Raw genomic sequence first — 13,460 nt, 5'->3', positions numbered from 1 at the left:
GGAATGGCCTGTCAAAGAGGTATCGTGTCGTGCTTTTTCCAGCGCGTGTCCACCTGCTTGTTGCGAAGCGAGGCGAACGCGCGCGCGATGCGGCGACGGGAGGAATGCGGCATAATGACCTCGTCGATGAAGCCGCGCTCGGCCGCGACGAAGGGATTGGCAAAGCGCTCCTCGTATTCGCGCGTCCGGGCGGCAATCTTCTCGGGATCGGCCAGATCGGAACGATAGAGGATCTCGGTCGCTCCCTTGGCCCCCATGACCGCGATTTCGGCGCTCGGCCAGGCGTAGTTCACGTCCGCGCCGATATGCTTGGATGCCATGACGTCGTAGGCGCCGCCGTAGGCCTTGCGCGTGATGAGCGTGACCATCGGAACGGTCGCCTGCGAGTAGGCGAACAGGAGCTTCGCGCCGTGCTTGATGACGCCGCCATACTCCTGGGCAGTACCGGGGAGGAAGCCGGGGACATCCACCAAGGTGAGGATCGGGATGTTGAAGGCATCGCAGAACCGGACGAAACGGGCGGCCTTGCGCGAACTGTCTATGTCGAGGCATCCGGCAAGCACCATCGGCTGGTTGGCGACGACGCCCACCGTCTGGCCTTCCATCCGCATGAAGCCGGTGATGATGTTGCGCGCGAAGCTCGCCTGCAGCTCGAAGAAATCGCCCTCGTCGGCGAGCGCGAGAATAAGTTCCCTCATATCGTAAGGCTTGTTGGAGCTATCCGGAATGAGCGTATCGAGGCGTTGTTCGAGACGCGCGGGATCGTCGTGGAAAGGCCTCGTCGGCGGCTTTTCGCGATTGTTGAGCGGCAGGAAATCGAAGAGAGCCCTGATCTGCTCAAGCGCTTCCACGTCGTCCTCGAAGGCGCCGTCCGCGACCGAAGACTTCGAAGTGTGCGTGCGCGCGCCGCCAAGTTCTTCAGCCGTGACGATCTCATTCGTAACGGTCTTGACGACGTCGGGGCCGGTTACGAACATGTAGGACGAATCTCGCACCATGAAGATGAAGTCCGTCATGGCGGGAGAGTAGACGGCGCCGCCCGCGCAAGGTCCCATGATGACCGAAATCTGCGGCACGACGCCCGACGCTTCGACGTTGCGCTTGAAAACGTCGGCATAGCCCGCGAGCGAGGCCACGCCCTCCTGGATACGCGCTCCGCCGGAATCATTCAGGCCGATGACCGGCGCGCCGTTCCTCATGGCCATATCCATGATCTTGCAGATTTTCTGCGCGTGCGCCTCCGACAGGGAGCCGCCCAAGACGGTGAAATCCTGCGAGAAAACATAGACCTGGCGACCGTTGATCGTCCCCCAGCCGGTGACGACGCCGTCGCCGGCAACCTTCTGATCGGCCATGCCGAAATCGACACAGCGATGCGTGACATACATGTCGTATTCTTCGAAGGAACCCTCGTCGAGGAGCACCTCGAGGCGTTCTCGCGCGGTCAGTTTGCCCTTGCCGTGCTGTGCCGCGATCCGTCGCTCGCCGCCGCCTGAGCGCGCTTCGGCTCGCCTCGTCTCGAGCTGATCCAAAATAGTCTGCATGATACCTCCTGCGATATGTTCTCTGTCTATCGGGCGGCGGCGCCTGAGAAAATGCTTGAACGCGCACATCAGCGGAATTATAAAAATTCAAAATTGAATTTGCGAAGTTGCGAAGATGGCCATCGGAAAACTCTTCATCGGGCGCAAGGTCCGGGAAATGCGCTTGGAGCATGCGGCAACGCAAAGCCAATTTGCCGAGCGCCTCGGCATTTCGCTGAGCTATCTGAACCAGATCGAAAACAATCAACGGCCGGTATCGGCCGCGGTCCTCCTGGCTCTTGCCGACAAGTACGGGCTCGACATCTCCGAGCTTTCGACAGGCGAGACCGACCGGCTGATGTCGGCGCTCACCGAGGCACTCGGCGATCCGCTATTTGAATCCTACTCGCCGACTTTGCAGGAATTGAAACTAATCGCGCAGAATGCGCCGGGATTTGCGCGGGCGCTCGTCAGCTGCCACCAGGCTTACAGGCGAAACAGCGAGCACATTGCGAGCCTCGACGACAGGCTCGGTCGCGCGGCCGTCCTTGAGACGACGCCCTATGACGAGGTCCGCGACTTCTTTCACTACGTCGACAATTACCTCCACGACCTCGACACGACAGCGGAAAAACTCGCCCTTGAGCTCGGTCTGCAGGGCGGGGACGGCCAGCCAATCCTTGTCGATTACCTGGAGCGGCAATTCGGCGTTCGGGTCGTCCAGGATGCGTCGCTGATGAATGCGGTTCGCCGCTTCGATCCCTCGGGGCGGGTCCTTGCCCTCAATCCTTACGTACCCGCCGAGACCCGATGCTTCCAGACGGCGGTGCAGACGGCACAGCTCTATGCCGGCGATGTGATCGACGCCATCATCCGCGACGCCGGCTTTCGAACCGAAGAGGCCGAACAGGTCTGTCGCATCGGGCTGCACAACTATTTCGCCGGCGCGTTTCTCATGCCCTATCAAGGCTTCCTCAAAGCCGCTCGCGATGTCAGACATGACATAGAACTGCTTGCCGCACGGTTTGGTGCATCGCTCGAGCAGGTTTGCCACCGGCTGTCCACCTTGCAGCGGCCCGGCATGAAAGGCATTCCGATCTTCTTTGCGCGGATCGACCGCGCCGGCAACATCACGAAGCGTCATAGCGCGACGAAGCTGCAATTCGCGCGCTTCGGGGCCGCCTGCCCGCTTTGGAATGCTCACCAGGCCTTCGAAGCGCAGGGCCGGTTTATTCGCCAGCTCGCCGAAACGCCCGATGGCGCCCGCTATCTCTGTCTGGCGACACACGTCAGCAAGGGTGTCGGCGGTTTTCGGACGCAGCGTTCGAGCCATGCGCTCGCGCTTGGCTGCGAAATCTCCTACGCTGGGGCCTTCGTCTATGCCGACGACCTCAATCTGACCGATCGCGCCGCCTTCGAGCCAATCGGCATCTCCTGCCGCACCTGCGAACGCACTAACTGCGCCAGCCGCGCCGTTCCACCGCTGCGCCGTCACATCTCCGTCGACCACAACATCAGGGAAGCAACGCCCTATCGCCTGACCTGACGAGGTCACTCAAGCTTCAGCCAGGCTATTGTTTATCGTCAACGCGCACATACTACGATGGCAATTTAGTCAAACAATTTCAATTACTTGACATGCATTCAACACTTGTGTTGACTTCCACAGAAGTGTTGAATACGCTATGTATATGAACGCAAACGAACTAAAACGCTGGCTGCAGAAACAAGGCTGCACTTTCGAGAGCCACCGCGGCGGAAGCGGTCATCTCACGGTCTATCGCGACGGTAGAAAGTCGCAACTCCCGATGCACGGAGCAGCCAAGGAGCTAGGCCCGAAATTGGTCGCGAAGATCAAAAAGGACTTGGGCCTAAAATAAAGAGGAACGACCATGGCTTGCTATAAACTGGCGATCCAGCCCGACGAAGATGCTTGGCTGGTTACATCAGATTCTTTCCCCGAGCTGGTGACGTTCGGGCAGACCACTGATGAAGCATGCGCGAACGGGCGTAACGCCATTGAAGAAGCAATTGCCGCCCGGATCGCCGATGGTGAGGATATTCCACTCCCCATGCAGGAACCCGATGGTAAGGGCCACTTTGTCGAGCTTCCGATGATGATCTATCTGAAGGCGGCTATTTATTTGATCATGCGCGACAAAGGCATGACCAGGGCAGATCTGCAGAGGGCCCTCAAATGGCCCCATCGTGAGCAAATCGACCGCCTTTTCAGGCTTGACCATCAGACCAAACTCGACGCCATCGAGGAAGCCTTCAAGGCGCTGAACGTGCCATTGCGCGTGGATATTCCATTTCCGCACGCGGCCTGAGCCAAAAAAGCGCGCGAGTCTCCCTATACGGTGGCGCCGTCTCAAGTCGTGTGGCGTTGGGCATGTCCCATCGTGGATTGGCCTGCACCCTTCACATGTTGACGGCTGCGTTTTCACCCATCTCAGGCCGCGTATTGGTTACCGCCGCCGCAGCCATCTTAATGTAGCTGATAAGCGTCCCCGGACTATCCCAGTATTCCGCGATCGAGGGCGTGATCTTGAGGATCCGGATCGATGGATCGTCGGGGTTTTCCCACCAGGCTTTTGCCGGAGTGGCCCATAAATCGCGGATCTTTTCGCGGTCGTTCTGAACTTCAGCGCGACCGGAAATCGAAACATATTTTTGCGCCCTGGCGTCCGCAAATGCCAGGCATACCTCGGGATTGCGCGCGATCTCGTCGTCCTTGTGACTTGTCACGTCGGTCAGGAAATAGAAGGCGTTGTCTACTCTCTCGGCATAGGCCGACATCGGACGCGCCTTGATTTCATTTCCGACTTGCGTTGCCAACATGCAAAAGCCGATCTTCTCGGCAAGATCCCATACTTTGCTGGTATCGTCTTCAAGGTTTGTCATTCACTGTTCTCCATCCTAGACGGAACTAACGGTTGGATCCGAATGACGTTCCCTACGTGTCAGGATGGTTCCGGCCTATCGCGTTGAAGTAAGTCCACTAGCGTGTGGCACAAACCACCGTCTCAACCGTTTGTCTCACAGAAGGCAAAAGGTGACGAAAATGAGAACATTCGCAATCATTGGCCTGTCGCTGTTGACTGCCGTTTCAAGCGTGCTGCCAGCAAAGGCTTTCCCGTCTATCGACGCGCCGAAGCTCGAGGTTTCGGACGCGAAGTTGATACAGTATCGCGGCAATTGGGGACGCGGTGGCGGCTACGGCCATTACGGCGGCGGATACTATGGCCACAACAACTATGCCTACAGGCGGTATGGGGGTGGGCATTACGGCGGTGGACACTATGGTGGCTACCATGGTGGCGGGCATTACTACCATGGCGACAACGACAACTTCGGCCTAGCCCTTGGCGGACTGGCGGCAGGTGCACTCATCGGCAGCCTGCTTGTGCAGCAGCCGCGGTATTACGGAAGTTATGGCGGTGGTTCCCACACGGGCTGGTGCTATTCGCGGTATCGCTCCTATCGGGCCTATGACAACACATATCAGCCCTACTACGGCCCGCGCCGCCAATGCGTTGGACCGTATTAAGCAATCCGAATACCGGCTCGCTCCTAGCAACAGTATTTAGGTGCTGCAAGCGGGCTGGCAGCTCAAGGTTGCTATGGCTCAAGCAGATGTTCGCAACGGCGCAGAACGAACAAAACAGCTGGAGGTCGAACATTAACGCGTCTTGATCGTTCCTATGCGATAGCCTGCCTGTTTTCGGCATTGCTATTGGACGAGGCCGGACGTTGCTCTCCCCTGACCCACGTTCACGACGGACCCGTGAACGCACCTAAAAGAGCGAGCTCGTCACCCGCGGCTCGCTCTTCCTTTTTGACAAACAGAGAACGTATCGGCGACATAGCATGTCGAACCTACCTCCAAAGAGGTAGAAGCCACCACAGTGGGAACTCTACGCGGCGTCGCGCATTCCTCCATTGCAACGCGAGGGATCGCTATGAATATCGCAGTCAAATGCGCATTGCCGTTGGCGGCAGTCCTCCTCTTCCCGGCGATGGCGAGTGCCAGTTTGGAAGCGCCAGCATCCTCTCTATCCGAGCCGCTTCGAGCGCCGGATGCAAACCTCGTTCTGAAATTCCCCGACCGCGTGAAGCTCGCCAGTGCGAGCATCGAATTGATAGATGCCAATAGCCGGCGCATAGCGACCGACAAGCCAGAACTGCGCGGCGACGGCACCGGTGTGAACCTGCCCCTGAGAGCGCCGCTCCAGCCGGGCATCTACACGGTGAAATGGCACGCGACCTCCAGCGACGGCCGCGTCAACGAAGGTAGCTACGACTTTCACGTCGACCTCTAGCAATACGCTTGGCCGAACAACCGGGTACGCAATCGCTGGATAAGTTTTCGCCCAGAAGACTAATCGGCAAGATCCGAAGCCGTTGATGTTCGAGCGAGCGGACACCCGTCCTGAATTTTCTGCCATGTCGTCAGGTTCTGAAAGGTTTCGCAGCGGGCGAGATAGGCTTTGCCATCGACCCTGATGCAAGTGATCTGGCCGATCTCGAAATGAGATCCGTCGCGCTGCCTGCAGGTGCAATGGAAGTGCGGGTGGGGGTTGGTCGTGGGATAAGGTTGCGGCGGCTCGCTGGCGCCCACCCCGCCAAAAGTCGTCACGAGGACGGCTAAGACCCGCAACTGCATGGCGCCCTCCCGGTCGCAATACCGATAGGTGGCAATATTTAGCGCCCATGCGAGACTTTTCCAGAAGGCAGGAGCGACGGCTATAAAACGAGCCGTTCAACCTGCGCCGGCGTATGTGTTCCTGGCGTCGCCGCAGACGTCCGGCCGGAACTTTCCCGTAATCCGCCAGTTCATCAGATGCCGCTCAGTCTCTGGCGCACCCTCCTGCCTCGATCCAGCCCTTGTGGCTGGTCGGGCTGGGCGGCACCCTCGGGAAGGGCAGGATTCAGAATAGCCTGATACCGGTTAGCTCACCGAGCTTATCCATAAGCCGATCCTGGAAATCCGGGTCCGTTACTTCCGAAGCGGGCTGCCGTTGCTGACGGTGATACCAGTATCTACCGCTGACCTTCGCGGCCTCGTCGTCGCTGACCGCGAGCCAGGTTTGGGTCAGGTGCCCCATCTGAAGATCGTCAGGCGCTCCGGCACCTCCCATCTTTGTCGGCACCCAGCCGGGATCGACAGCGTTGCTCTTAACATCCGCCCAATGGCGGCCGACGGCAGCGCCAAGCGTCGCGACATAGAGTTTGCTCTCCGAATATGCCTGACTGGCGTTCCAGCGCCGCTCCGTCCAATCGATATCTTGCAATGAACCGCTACCGCCCTCATGCATGCCGCTCGTGAGGTAGACCAGCCGACGCGGACGCTCGATCAAGGCCGTAAGGACATACGGAGCCAGTGTATTCACCGCCAGCGTCTTGGCGTGGCCCTCAGGCGTTTCACCCCGGCTCCTTTCAAGGTAGATCCCCGCGTTGTGAATAACGGCATCCATACGCCCGATCTCGTTGACCTGATCCGCGATGGATCGGGTCTCGACCTGGCTGCCGAGATCGCCAATGACGACCCCCAAAGCGCGGGACGACAACTCGCAAATCGCGGAGGCTCGTACTTTGGAGCGGGAATGCAACACGACCTCGTGGCCGTCGGCCATCAGGGTACGGGCTGCAGCCAGCCCAAGGCCATCGGTTGAACCTGTGATAAAGATGCGGCTCATTTGATGTTCCTTTTGGCAAGCGACGACGGGAGCGCATCGCCGCCGATGGTCGTTTCATCGTTCTCCACCTAGCGGAACGACGAAACAGCTGTTGTTGTCGCCGCTAGCCTATCGATTTCCAAAGCCAGTTGCTGCTGCGTGTATGGTTTTCCAAGCCTGGCGATATCGAGATCGAGGTCTACGCCAGGAGGCAGCTCGGCATATCCTGACGCCAGCAGTATCGGCAGACCGGGCACGAGCTCGCGAGCGGCCTTGACCAGCTCGAAACCGGTCATACCGGGCATCGAGTAATCGGTAATCATCAGATCAAAAGCGTCAGCACCACCGAGGTAACCGAGCGCCTCTTTTCCGGAGTGCGCCTCGACGACTTCATGTCCGAGATCGACCAGCATATCGGCTGAACTCATGGCGATCAGCAGATCATCGTCCACCAGAAGTATCCGTTTGGGCCCGGAAATCTCCACCGGATTTTCCAGGCCCGAAACTCTGTGCTCCGAGGAGGCAACATCTGACGTTGAAACCGGAACCCACAGTTCGGCCCTTGTCCCCTTGCCAACCGTACTGGCCAGTTTCAGGTCGCCCTTCAACTGCAAGGCAAGACCATGGATCATCGACAGACCCAGTCCAGTTCCCTTGCCCAGTTCCTTCGTGGAGAAGAACGGCTCTATAGATTTTTGAAGGGTCTCCTTGTCCATACCGTGCCCTTGGTCGGACACCGAAAGAACAACATATCTCCCCGCGGCAAGTTCGTCCTTTCTGGAAATCTGTTCGATCTCGTCCAGTTCTATCCGGATCGTTCCCCCACCCGGCATCGCGTCCCGCGCGTTCAGAGCCAGATTGAGAAGTGCTAACTCGACCTGATTGGCATCTGCCGAGACGGGAGGAAGATGGTCCGGAACAAGGGTTTCGATCAGTATCGTAGAGCCAACGGATCTGTTGAGAAGATCTTTCATACCGAGAACAAGCTTGCAAAGGTCGACTGGCCCGACATGCAGGTCCTGCCGCCGTGCGAACGCCAGTAGCCTTTGGGTCAGCGACGCTCCCCGTTTGGCCCCTTGCAAGGCCCCTTCGATCAGTCTGACCGCTTTGGCGTCATCGCCGACATGTTTGCGAAGGAGTTCCAGATTGCCGAGAACCGCCATCAATAGGTTGTTGAAGTCATGGGCCACGCCCCCCGTAAGCTGGCCGATCACTTCCATCTTCTGCGCCTGGCGCAGTTGCTCTTCCGCTCGTTCGCGCTGGCTGACTTCCGCCATGACGACAGCATGCGCCCGCCCCAGTTCGCGGGTTCGCTCGGCGACCTTTTCCTCAAGTATCTCGTTCAGCTCTCGTTGTTGCTCCTCGGCTTTGACACGCGCGGTGATGTCGGCCGAAACGCCTATCAGCTTCGTTTTCTTTCCATCTCGATCTCTATAAAGTTGCGCGTGGAGTTCGGCCCAATGAACCGAGCCATCGTTCCAGACGGTCCTGTGTTCGATTGAATAGTCTACGCCGGTGATTTTGGTGGCCTTTATTGCTTCCTGCATCCGGTTCCGATCTGCCGGATGAACGCAATTTATCAAGTCTTTGTAGGTGAACGCGTCACCAGCGCCTCGACCAAAAATCTGCTTGCAGGTCGCCGACGTCGTCAGCAGTTCATTTGCAAGATCGAGTTCCCATGCGCCTAGCCGCCCGGCTTCCAGGGCGGTCTGGAGTCGTCGCTCGCCCTCGTCGAGAGCTGCCATGCGCAATCGCGCCTCGTACTGCCGTCGTCGCCCACGTAGTGCCGATCGAGCAACGCTAATGAATGTCGTGGCGTGGAACGGGCGTTCGATGAAGCTGACGTTGCTCAGGACTTCCGAAAGCCTGGCGGCGGCGGGATTGCGCTCGGGGCCGCCGCCCCGACTTGTGAGAATTATGAAAGGCAAATCGGACCAGCTGGGCTGCGCCTTGATCCAGGCCGAAATTGCCCCAAGATCGGCCGAACGCAGTGCTTCCTCAGTGATCACGGCAAATGCGACATCGTCATCAAGGGCGGCGACAAAAGCTTTGAGGTCCGCTGCCACCCTCGACTTGATGCCTACCTCATGAAGGAGCGACGCTGCAATCTGCGCGTCACGTCCCTGCGGTGCATGGATAATTCCAACGGCGTCTCTATTAGGAATGCTCGCCATCCTCTTCAGATATCGAAAGCAGCGGGTGTCTTTCCCCAACGAAGGTCGGCACCCCACGAAGTACGCCTTGGAAATTGGAAAGGGGGTCGCCCAAGGTTAGTCCCGTCTCAGCGATCTTGAATTCGCGGATCGTGTCTTCGTGCCACCCTGTGCGCTTTTTTATGACCGACACCGCGCGTCTGACCCTGCCCATCGCTTCGAAATACCGGAGTAAAATAACCGTATCGGCGAGATAGGTAACATCAACGGGGGATTTCATGTCACCAACGAGGCCATGCTGCGCAACGGTCAGGAAAGTGTTCGCTCCTTGCCGGTTCAGATACTGAAGCAGTTCGTGCATGTGGAGGATGAGAGCGTTTTCCCCTGGCATCGAGGTCTGATAGCCGTTGATGCTATCGATCACGACGGCCTTCGCGTCATAGGTCGCAACCCGGTCCTTGACACGCTGGGCGAACTCTCCTGGAGATAGTTCCGCAGCGTCCAATTGCTCGATGTGAATGGCACCATCATCCCGCATTTTTTCCAGATCGAGCCCCATCGACTTCGTACGAGAGAACAGCAGCCCCAGTTCTTCATCGAAGATAAATATCGCGGCCCTTTCTCCGCGCTTGATCGCCGCGTCGACGAACTGCAGCGTAAAAAGGCTTTTTCCGGTTCCCGCCGGGCCAATCAAGAGCGTGCTCGAACCGCTTTCGATCCCGCCGCCGAGAAGATCGTCAAATTCCCGGATGCCCGTCTTCTGCTGGGTTCGCTCGAACGCGGTTCGATGTTCGGCGGCCCGCAGACGCGGGAATACGGCCACGCCGCCGGTCCTGATGACGAAGTCGTGAAAACCGCCGCGAAACGACTGGCCGCGATACTTGAGAATTCGCAGCCTTCGACGCTCCGATCCGTAATCCGGGGCTAGCTGTTCAAGGTGAATCACACCATGCACGACGCTATGAACAGTCTTGTCGAGATTGTCGGCGGTCATGTCATCTAGGAGCAGGACGGTCGCATCCGACCGTGAAAAGAAATGCTTGAGCGCAAGAATCTGGCGGCGATATCGTAGGGAACTCTGAGCCAGCAACCTGATCTCCGACAGACTGTCGATCACGACCCTTTGAGGCTTCAGGCGTTCGAAAGCTTCGAAGATGAGTTTCGTGGTCTCGCCGAGTTCAAGGTCGGAGGAATAAAGCAGGCTCTGCTGCTGATCCGCATCGAGAAGGCTCTCGGGAGGAACGAGTTCGAAAATCTCGATCGTGTCGCCCAACTCCATCCCGTGCGATTGGGCGGTGTCGCGCAGTTCCTCTTCGGTCTCTGAAAGGCTGATATAGAGGCAGCGCTCGCCCAGGGCCGCACCTTCAAGCAGGAATTGCAAAGCAATCGTGGTCTTGCCGGTGCCGGGTGAACCCTCGATCAGGAACACGTGGCGACGTGTAAGTCCGCCGCATAGTATATCGTCTAGTCCGGCAACGCCGGTCAGGGCCTTGTTAATCAACGGTTCTGCCATTTTATCTCCTGTATGGGAGTAGGAGATAGGACAGAGATTTCGAAAACAACCCCGCTTTCATCGGCCGCGCGAACTGAAAGCTCATTACGGATTTTTCCGTGACACTGGTGTAGAAGGCGTCAGCTGACGCAAGACGTATTGTGGTGGCGAGACCAATCCCGGACCTGGCACCTGTGACGAATGCGACAGGCCGGCCATCCCCTAGTCACGCAATCGAGCCGCGTCGCGGCCTGCCTCAAGGTCATGGTGCGCGACGCTCTTCAATGGGAGTTCGTTGAATGGCGAGGCCGCCTCATCGGCTTCGGTCATTCCGCCGCTCATCTCCGCTTCGTTCGAGGCTTCGAATGCGCTGAGTTGAACCATCAGCTCCTTCGCTCGCAGGACAGCCGCGCCGCGATCGAGGCTTCCATCGCTTATCATTCGAACGGAAACCAATTCGCCGCCCTCGCCCTGAAATTCGACCGTAATGGTCCCCTCGGTCAGAGCGCCAACTTGGGTGTCGATCAGTTGCATCGGAGTTCTCCTTGTCGCGACACAATGCAGGGGCGGGCCAGTTGTTCCTGTTCAGGTCGGAGGAGAAACGGGCGCTGGATCCTTCACCGGCAAATGAAGTGCTCCAACGACATCAAAGTCGCCCGATCCACGCACCCCCGATGATCGAGTTGCGACGAGCTACCTGTTCCTCAGGCACCGCCAACCGCGGATTAGATGCCGTCTAACCACCGAAGACAGTGAAGAGAAGGAAGATAAAGGAAGCGGTTGCGAACGAGCCGGCGAGTGTGACGCTGTAGTCCATGAAAGTGTTCCCCTGTGAAAGATGCCACGCTAACGGGGAACAGGTCCGATTGGTTCCCACCTTTGTTGACAGTTGTCCGCTAGCGCTGGCCGCAGCGCTCGTGCCTGCCGAGAAGGTCGAGCATCAGTGCCGATGCTCCAGGAACAAAGGCCGCTTGGGCACGTTTGCTCGGACAACTATCTCGCTATTTCACAACTGGAGGATTCCATCATGGGTCGCGGTATTTTGCTCTGGCTACTCGGCGTTCCGATTCCGATCATTATCCTTCTCGCCCTTTTCGCGCGCTAGGGAGGTGATCATGTCATTCTCGAATTCGTCGACTGAAATGCCAGTCGAATCGTCCAAGTCGGCTGTTTCTTGGGGACCTATCTTGGCCGGCGCCTTTGCGGCGGTCGGCATTACTCTCATCCTCGTCACTCTGGGCTCCGGCGTGGGCCTGACCATGGTCTCACCGTGGTCCGGTCAGAGTTCTTCGGCGGCTACCGTCGGCTTTACCGCCGCCATCTGGTTCGTCGTTGTCCAATGGCTCTCATCCGCGCTTGGCGGATATTTGACCGGACGCTTGCGCACGAAATGGGCTGCCGTTCATACGGACGAAGTGTTCTTCCGCGATACCGCACATGGCGTCATCATGTGGGCTGTCGCGACGCTCTTCGTCGCGGGCTTTCTCGCATCGTCTCTGTCCTCTCTTGCAGGCGCTGGAGCTGGTGCTGTCGGCCGCGTAGCTACGACCGCGGGGATAGCCGGTTCGGTTGCTGCTTCGAATGCAGGGGGCGCCGATACAAACGCCACGACGTCCTACTTCACGGACGCCCTACTGCGCCCCGGCGCCGACAAACAGCGTCCTGCCGGCGACGATGCAGCCGCGACAGGCGAAGTTTCGCGCATCCTTTTGAACGGGGCTGTGCAGGGTCAGCTTCCCGAGGACGACAAATCCTACCTCGCCACTCTCGTCGCCTCCAAGACAGGCCTTTCGCCGGACGAAGCAAAAGCAAGAGTCGATGCTGTTCTGAAGAAGATCGAGGACGCGAAAGCCGCAGCGAAGGCCGCCGCCGACGAGGCACGCAAGGTCGCGGCAACCACGGCCCTTATTGGATCGCTGTCGCTTCTGATCGGGGCGTTCATTGCTGCTGCGGCGGCCGCTTTCGGCGGATCGCAACGCGACGAAGAGGAAGACCTACTGGTGGTTCGTCGCTAGCTAGGCCGGTGCGTCCTCCCCGCGACTAGTGGGTGGCCGCACCGCCCCTTCGTCATGCACAAAGCGAGTTTGGAGGGAGAACGAGGAACCATTCGTACAGAGTCCGGCGGGGGTCGATTGTCCAGAGCATCCATTGAAAGCGAGGTCGCAGCGAACGGGTTAGGTGCTCGCCTGGCATTTCGTCGCCCGCAGCGAGAAACCGGAAAAATCGCTGCGTTCACCATCCCCGTCGCGTCCGATTGTCACGCCGCGACCTCAACGAATTAATCGGCAACTTCGAGGATAGTTCCGTGGGGGTGCGTTCTGTATGAATATTCCGCGTGTGTCGCTTCGAGTATCAATTTGGAGCGCAATATGAAGACGGAGCTTGAGCAATTCCAGGAAAAGTGTGCCGCGGTTTTCCGTCCGGAATTGCGTAAAAACAAACAGATAGAGCGTTTACGTGTTTCGAAGCACAGTACACGACTCAAGTTTGGCGGAAGCGTTTTGGGCAAGCGGTTGTCCATGCGAGTTCAGCGTTTTTGGGCTGATGGATGATATGGTTTCGCAGGGCATCGAAACCGATGCGGAACCAGGATTTCTCCCGTCTGCCATGGCTT

The 13,460-nt window shown here is 58.4% G+C and carries 13 protein-coding genes; 6 read left to right on the top strand and 7 right to left on the bottom strand.

All coding sequences use genetic code 11. From position 1 onward, the window contains the following. Positions 1-11: 11 nt before the first annotated feature. A complete protein-coding gene (locus AB4048_RS25685; RefSeq protein ID WP_442204815.1) occupies positions 12-1,544 on the bottom strand; it encodes an acyl-CoA carboxylase subunit beta in 1,533 nt (510 codons plus the stop codon). A 115-nt stretch (positions 1,545-1,659) separates the two neighbouring features. Between AB4048_RS25685 and AB4048_RS25680 the strand changes: the two genes are divergently transcribed. The 3 genes from AB4048_RS25680 (at position 1,660) to AB4048_RS25670 (ending at position 3,853) form a co-directional block, all read left to right on the top strand. Then, on the top strand, positions 1,660-3,069 hold the full coding sequence (locus AB4048_RS25680; RefSeq protein ID WP_442204814.1) for a helix-turn-helix domain-containing protein: 1,410 nt from the start codon (positions 1,660-1,662) through the stop codon (positions 3,067-3,069). 139 nt (positions 3,070-3,208) lie between these two features. Next, positions 3,209-3,403 (top strand): type II toxin-antitoxin system HicA family toxin, encoded by a 195-nt coding sequence (locus tag AB4048_RS25675; protein ID WP_442204813.1) that lies wholly within the window; start codon positions 3,209-3,211, stop codon positions 3,401-3,403. Between the two features lie 12 nt (positions 3,404-3,415). Beyond that, positions 3,416-3,853, top strand: coding sequence for a type II toxin-antitoxin system HicB family antitoxin (locus AB4048_RS25670; protein WP_442204812.1), 438 nt, complete (start codon positions 3,416-3,418; stop codon positions 3,851-3,853). Positions 3,854-3,944: 91 nt separating this feature from the next. On the opposite strand, the gene AB4048_RS25665 is transcribed toward AB4048_RS25670, so the two are convergent. Continuing rightward, positions 3,945-4,427: a pyridoxamine 5'-phosphate oxidase family protein gene (locus AB4048_RS25665; RefSeq protein ID WP_442204811.1), complete on the bottom strand. Its 483-nt coding sequence runs from the start codon at positions 4,425-4,427 to the stop codon at positions 3,945-3,947. Between the two features lie 160 nt (positions 4,428-4,587). Between AB4048_RS25665 and AB4048_RS25660 the strand changes: the two genes are divergently transcribed. Further along, on the top strand, positions 4,588-5,073 hold the full coding sequence (locus AB4048_RS25660) for a BA14K family protein (RefSeq protein WP_442204810.1): 486 nt from the start codon (positions 4,588-4,590) through the stop codon (positions 5,071-5,073). Between the two features lie 412 nt (positions 5,074-5,485). Next, positions 5,486-5,845 (top strand): copper resistance CopC family protein, encoded by a 360-nt coding sequence (locus AB4048_RS25655; RefSeq protein WP_442204809.1) that lies wholly within the window; start codon positions 5,486-5,488, stop codon positions 5,843-5,845. Between the two features lie 59 nt (positions 5,846-5,904). Here the strand turns inward: AB4048_RS25655 and AB4048_RS25650 are convergent, their stop codons facing one another. The 5 genes from AB4048_RS25650 to AB4048_RS25630 all read right to left on the bottom strand — a co-directional run bounded on the left by AB4048_RS25650 (position 5,905) and on the right by AB4048_RS25630 (position 11,380). Beyond that, positions 5,905-6,189 carry a hypothetical protein gene (locus tag AB4048_RS25650; RefSeq protein ID WP_442204808.1) on the bottom strand — a complete coding sequence of 95 codons (285 nt, stop codon included), beginning with the start codon at positions 6,187-6,189 and terminating at the stop codon, positions 5,905-5,907. A 265-nt stretch (positions 6,190-6,454) separates the two neighbouring features. Further along, on the bottom strand, positions 6,455-7,222 hold the full coding sequence (locus tag AB4048_RS25645) for an SDR family NAD(P)-dependent oxidoreductase (protein WP_442204807.1): 768 nt from the start codon (positions 7,220-7,222) through the stop codon (positions 6,455-6,457). A 68-nt stretch (positions 7,223-7,290) separates the two neighbouring features. Further along, positions 7,291-9,375 (bottom strand): ATP-binding protein, encoded by a 2,085-nt coding sequence (locus AB4048_RS25640; RefSeq protein ID WP_442204806.1) that lies wholly within the window; start codon positions 9,373-9,375, stop codon positions 7,291-7,293. Next, positions 9,359-10,867 (bottom strand): ATPase domain-containing protein, encoded by a 1,509-nt coding sequence (locus AB4048_RS25635; RefSeq protein ID WP_442204805.1) that lies wholly within the window; start codon positions 10,865-10,867, stop codon positions 9,359-9,361. The genes AB4048_RS25640 and AB4048_RS25635 overlap by 17 nt, the downstream gene beginning before the upstream one ends. Before the next feature lie 201 nt (positions 10,868-11,068). Next, the gene (locus tag AB4048_RS25630) at positions 11,069-11,380 is read right to left on the bottom strand and encodes a hypothetical protein (RefSeq protein ID WP_442204804.1); all 312 of its coding nucleotides are present in this window, start codon (positions 11,378-11,380) and stop codon (positions 11,069-11,071) included. 581 nt (positions 11,381-11,961) lie between these two features. Here AB4048_RS25630 and AB4048_RS25625 point away from each other — a divergent pair. Beyond that, positions 11,962-12,861, top strand: a complete 900-nt coding sequence (locus tag AB4048_RS25625) for a hypothetical protein (protein ID WP_442204803.1) — start codon at positions 11,962-11,964, stop codon at positions 12,859-12,861. The last annotated feature ends 599 nt before the right edge of the window (positions 12,862-13,460 follow it).

Origin of the sequence: Rhizobium sp. RAF56 (genome assembly GCF_052113965.1) — a bacterium.
In the GTDB taxonomy this organism is placed as follows: domain Bacteria; phylum Pseudomonadota; class Alphaproteobacteria; order Rhizobiales; family Rhizobiaceae; genus Rhizobium.
The sequence above is the reverse complement of the archived record's forward strand: the minus strand, read 5'-3'. Positions and strand labels throughout refer to the sequence as shown.